Genomic DNA, 4,982 nt, shown 5'->3' with positions numbered 1-4,982 from the left:
TTCGATGTCGAGTTCGGCGACCGTCCCCACCACGGCGGTGGGGATCGTGGTGCTGCGGTACCTGCGTGACCTGTCGATCGAGCACCGCCCGGAGACGGGCGTCGCCTCCGGTGATCCCGCCGCCTCGCCGCCTGCCGGCGGGGCCGGCGAACCCGTACCGGACACGGGTCCGCCCCCGGCCGGCCCCGTGGGGCACCGGTCGGAGCAGTCATGACCGGTCGTCCTGTGGTCGCGGTCCTCGAGGGTGCGACGCCGGTGCGCGGGCTCGAGCGCGTGGCCGAGGTGGCAGAGGTCCGGGTGGCGCAGGCGGCGGGCCTCCCCGGAGCCCTCGACGGTGCCGACATCCTCTACCTCTGGGACTACTTCTCCGGAGCGCTCCCCGCGGCCTGGCACGCAGCCGGCTCCCTCCGCTGGCTGCACGTCGCGGCCGCCGGTGTGGACAAACTGCTCTTCCCGGGACTCGTGGCCTCCGACGTCGTCGTGACGAACGCCCACGGCATCTTCGACCAGCCGATGGCGGAGTACGTGCTGGGTGCCATGCTCCACGCCGCGAAGGGTTTCGGGCCCCTGCGGGACTCCCAGCGCGAGGCCCGCTGGGCCTGGCGGGAGGGCCGCAACATCGCCGGTTCCCGGGCGCTGGTGGTGGGCACGGGCAGCATCGGCCGCCATACCGCACGACTGCTGCGGGCGGTCGGGGTGCGCGTCGAGGGCGCGGGCAGGGTCGCGCTGGAGCACGACGACGATTTCGGCCGCGTGCACGCCGCCGCGGACCTGGCCCGGGTGGTGCCCGGGTTCGACTGGGTCGTCCTGGTGGCCCCCCTGACCCCGTCCACCGAGAACATGATGGATGCCGAGGCGATCGGGGCGATGAAACCGTCCGCCGTCCTCATCAACGTGGGACGGGGGCGGCTCGTGGACGAGGCGGCCCTCACCGGCCGACTGCGGGCCGGGACGCTCGCCGGAGCCGTCCTCGACACGTTCGCCGTCGAGCCGCTGCCCCCGGAGAATCCGTTGTGGTCCCTGCCCACCGTGCTCGTCACGCCGCACATGGCGAGCAATGCCGATTCCTGGCTCGACGACCTCGCCGCGCAGTTCGAGCGGAACTTCCTGCTGTGGGTCGAGGGGCTGCCCCTGCCGGGTGTCGTCGACAAGGCCCTCGGGTACGTTCCCTCCGGGCGTCCGCCCGGCTAGGCCGGTGTGGCGGCCAGCTCTCCGCGCCACCATCGTACGGTCTCGTCGAGGGCGGCCTCCAGCGGCGTGGGTGCGATGCCCAGCAGCCGCTGCGACGACGTCGAGTCCATGACGAACGGCCGGTCGAACTGGTAGGACATCTCGGCCAGCTCCCGCACGGACGGCACGACCACGCCGAGTCCGCGGAACAGCCAGCCCGGTGTCCCCGTCAGGCGGGGTGCGGCGACTCCGGCCGTCGATGCGAAGGCCTCGACGAGCGCGCGCTGGGTGAGGGCGGGGAGGGTCGGTGCGTGCAGCACCCGGTCGCGGACGCGCGGCAGCTCGGCCGCCGCGATCATCGCCGCGGCGAGGTCGGGGACGTAGGTGAACGAGTGTGCGGCGTCCGGACTGCCCACGAGCCGGATCGGGCTGCCGTCCAGCACGGCCGGCACCATCCGGTCACCGGCGTGCGCCATCCGCACCCTCGGCCCGTAGAAGTCCGACGCGACCACCGAGACGGTGTCCGTCGTGGACGCTGCCCGCGCCGCCAGCAGGGCCGTCCGGACACCGCGCTTGCCGCCTTCCGCAGCGCGCTCGCCCTGCTCCGTCATCACCTGGTCCGGCCTGCTGTAGGAATACAGGCTCTCGGGGAACACGACGACGGCGCCCTCCCGCCCCGCGGCCTCGAGCACCACGGACTCGGCCGCGGGCAGTTCCCGCTGCCAGGCCGCCGCGGAGTAGGTGCTGCCGTGGATGCAGGAGAAGACCGCGACCGCCCCGGTGATGGCTGTCGCGAGGGCGGAGGCGTCGGACACGTCGACGACCAGCTTCTCGACGAGGGGGTGGTCCGGCCCGCTGCCGGACCGTGTCAGGATGCGCACGGAGTCCCCGCGCGCTGCGAGCTGTTCCGCGACGGTCCAGCCGACAGGTCCTGCTCCGGTGACGATGTACTGGCTCATGGTGTGCCTTTCGGGCCGTAGGAGAATGAGAGCAGTGCTCTCGCTTCCAAGGATGCACCCTCCTCCGGATCTGGTCAAGAGCACTGCTCTCAAAAGTTGACACTGCTCTCATCCGGGTGCCAGAGTGACACCATGGCCGGAACACCGCGCGAACGCGCCCGCGAACAGACACTCAGCGACATCACCCTCATCGGCCGCCGTCAGCTCGGGGAGGTGGGCGCCGCGGCCCTCTCCCTGCGTGCCGTGGCGAGGGAACTCGGCGTCGTCTCCTCGGCCGTCTACCGCTATGTCGCCAACCGCGACGAATTGCTCACGCTCCTCGTGGTCGACGCCTACAGGGAGCTCGGTGACGAGGTCGACGCCGCCGTGGATTCCGCGCCGCAGGCTGCCCTCGGGCGTTTCACGGCACTCGCCGGCGCCGTCCGGGCATGGGCCGTGCGTGAACCGTCGCGTTACGCACTGCTCTACGGCAGCCCCGTCCCCGGCTACGAGGCGCCAGCGGAGCAGACCACGACCCAGGGGACCCGCGTCGTCACGCTGCTCGCGCACATCGTCGACGACGCCTGGCGCGCGGGGAACCTGCACGGCGCCGCCGGACCGGCACCCACACGGCTCGCGGGCGACTACCGCGTCATCCGCGACCAGCTGTCGCTCGCCGCGCCGGACGACGTCCTCGCCGCCACCGTGCAGGCCTGGTCCGCCCTCTTCGGTGCCGTCTCGTTCGAGGTCTTCGGTCAGTACGGCACCGATACGTTCAGCGATCCGGACGCGCTCCACGACTACACGGTCGCGCGACTCGCCGCGCAGCTCGGGCTCCGCGACGTAGGCGTGCAGGACGCCCAGGGAACCGCCTGACTGACGAGCAGCACGGCCGTGGACCCTGGACCCCGGTCGCCCACCGGACGGGTGCCGGCCGAGCTCCACCGTGCGGAACTCCTCACCCGCCCGGGGCGGCATGCACCCGCCCGGGCCGCCCTCGTGCAGGCGGAGGCGCTCGTCGATGCGGCGGAGGGGAAGGGGCCGCGGAGTACCTCGCCGCCGCCCGCGAGGTCGTGGCCGGCGGGAGTCCGGCGCGTCCCCGGGGGATTGGCGTCGGCAACGCGGCGGGTGAGACACTGGCGGCTGCCGCCACCCCGCTGATCAGGAGCCCCCGTGCGCATCCGCCTGCCCCGTCCGGAGACGCGCAACAGCGCGCGCCCGGTCTGGCTGTTCTTCGCCCTCGTCCACGCCGGTTTCCTCGCACGCCTGCTGCCGTTCATCCTCGGCGGCGGAGTGCTCAGTGACATCCGCTTCTACCGTGAGTGGGCGTACCAGGGGCTGGACGACGGCGTCTGGCAGGGGATCGACACCGCCTGGGTGTACCCCGTCGGAGCCCTCGCACCGATGGTCCTCGCCACCGTCCTCGGCCCGTATCTCTACCAGCTCGCCTGGTTCCTGCTCTTCGCCGCGCTCAACGCCGTCGGCACAGCCGCCCTGGTCCGGCGGGGCACACCGTCGTCGTTCACCGCCGCCTACTGGTGGCTGACGGCGACGGCACTGCTCGGGCCGGTCGCGGTCGGCCGGATCGACGGCCTGACGGCGCCCCTGGTGATCACCGCACTGCTCCTCGTCGCCGCGCGGCCCTTCGTGGCCTCGCTCGTCCTGAGTGCCGCCACCTGGATGAAGGTCTGGCCGGCCGCCGTCGTCCTCGCGGCGCTCGTCGCCGTGCGGAAGGGCCGGCTCCGCATCCTCGGCGCGGGCCTCGCCCTCACCGCCGGCATCGCCGCCGTCGTCGCGCTGACCGGTGACGTCCGCAACCTCACCGGCTTCCTCAGCGCGCAGGGTGCCCGCGGCATGCAGCTCGAGGCGCCGCTCAGCACGCCCGGCGTGTGGCAGGCGATCACGGGGACCTCGGGCGCCTACTTCTTCGAGGACGAGGTCATCAACACCATGGAGGTCCGGGGTGCGCTGAGCGGGGTCGTCGGGGACCTCATGACCCCGCTGATGGCGCTGACAGTCCTCCTGGTCGCCGTGTTCCTCGCGGTCGCCCTGCACCGCGGAGCCCCGGCCGATGCACTGCTCGCCACGGGGGCGCTGGCGCTGGTGAGCACCCTCGTGGTGTTCAACAAGGTGGGATCCCCGCAGTTCATGCTGTGGATCGCGGCCGTGATCGCCGGAGGACTCGTGCTCGACCGCGCGTCCGAGTGGCGCTACCCGGCCCTCGCCATGCTGGCCACGGCGGGCCTGACGACCCTCGTGTATCCGGTGTTCTACGACGCCCTGCGCTACGAGCTCGACCCGGCCGTCGCCGTCCTGCTCACGCTCCGGAACCTGCTCGTGGTGAGCATCCTGGTCTGGTCCCTCGTGCGGCTCGGACGCCTGACCGCCCGGGCGCGGATCCCCGCCGCCGCGGCTACGGGTGCCTGACGCCCTGCCCCGCCAGGACGGCGCGGTAGCCCTCCCGGTACGTCGGGTAGGTGAAGGAGAACCCCGTGGACCGGAGCAGGCTGCTGTCCACCCTGCGCGCGCCGCCGCGGGTCGTGGACACCTCGCCGCGGGGCGGCTCCGGCAGGCCGAGCTGTCCGGCGAGGAACTGCAGCACCTCACCGAGGTCCACGGGTCGTTCGTCACTGCCGAGGTAGATGGGTGCGGGAGCGTCGACCGCCGTGACCAGGTGCACGATCGCCGCCGCGGCGTCGTCGCGGTGGATCCGGTTCGTCCACTGCGGTTCCGCCGGCAGCACGGCCGCGCCGGTCCTCACCTGGTCGATCAGGCGGGTGCGGCCCGGCCCGTAGATCCCCGAGAGCCGGAGGACCGTGCCGCGGTCAGAGCGGCGGAGGAGCACCTGCTCGGCCTCGCGGACGAGGCGGGCCG

The 4,982-nt window shown here is 72.9% G+C and carries 5 protein-coding genes and 1 pseudogene; 4 read left to right on the top strand and 2 right to left on the bottom strand.

The features are described from left to right. Both CVO76_RS15195 and CVO76_RS15190 read left to right on the top strand, forming a co-directional pair. The coding region (locus CVO76_RS15195) for a hypothetical protein (RefSeq protein ID WP_208739990.1) at positions 1-214 on the top strand (214 nt) is incomplete at its 5' end. Next, a complete protein-coding gene (locus CVO76_RS15190) occupies positions 211-1,191 on the top strand; it encodes a D-2-hydroxyacid dehydrogenase (RefSeq protein ID WP_208739989.1) in 981 nt (326 codons plus the stop codon). The genes CVO76_RS15195 and CVO76_RS15190, both read left to right, overlap by 4 nt. Here CVO76_RS15190 and CVO76_RS15185 read toward each other — a convergent pair. Next, positions 1,188-2,129, bottom strand: a complete 942-nt coding sequence (locus CVO76_RS15185; protein WP_208739988.1) for an NAD-dependent epimerase/dehydratase family protein — start codon at positions 2,127-2,129, stop codon at positions 1,188-1,190. The genes CVO76_RS15190 and CVO76_RS15185 overlap by 4 nt on opposite strands. A 132-nt stretch (positions 2,130-2,261) precedes the next feature. Here CVO76_RS15185 and CVO76_RS15180 point away from each other — a divergent pair, with 132 nt between their 5' ends. Next, complete coding sequence (locus tag CVO76_RS15180) at positions 2,262-2,984, top strand: TetR/AcrR family transcriptional regulator (protein ID WP_133082688.1); 723 nt, start codon at positions 2,262-2,264, stop codon at positions 2,982-2,984. Between the two features lie 297 nt (positions 2,985-3,281). Next, positions 3,282-4,535: a glycosyltransferase 87 family protein gene (locus CVO76_RS15175; RefSeq protein WP_208739987.1), complete on the top strand. Its 1,254-nt coding sequence runs from the start codon at positions 3,282-3,284 to the stop codon at positions 4,533-4,535. On the opposite strand, the pseudogene CVO76_RS15170 reads toward CVO76_RS15175, so the two are convergent. Then, a pseudogene (locus tag CVO76_RS15170) lies at positions 4,522-4,982 on the bottom strand (SDR family NAD(P)-dependent oxidoreductase); the annotation flags it as partial. The gene CVO76_RS15175 and the pseudogene CVO76_RS15170 overlap by 14 nt on opposite strands.

The sequence above is a fragment of the Arthrobacter agilis genome, assembly GCF_002953615.1.
GTDB classification, from domain to species: Bacteria; Actinomycetota; Actinomycetes; order Actinomycetales; family Micrococcaceae; genus Arthrobacter_D; species Arthrobacter_D agilis_B.
This window is presented reverse-complemented; position numbering and strand designations above follow the sequence as displayed.

What these genes read in the sequence shown, in the direction of transcription:
- CVO76_RS15190 (WP_208739989.1), top strand. Translation starts at nt 211, where the DNA reads ATGACCGGTCGTCCTGTGGTCGCGGTCCTCGAGGGTGCGACGCCGGTG.
- CVO76_RS15185 (WP_208739988.1), bottom strand. Translation starts at nt 2,129, where the DNA reads ATGAGCCAGTACATCGTCACCGGAGCAGGACCTGTCGGCTGGACCGTC.
- CVO76_RS15180 (WP_133082688.1), top strand. Translation starts at nt 2,262, where the DNA reads ATGGCCGGAACACCGCGCGAACGCGCCCGCGAACAGACACTCAGCGAC.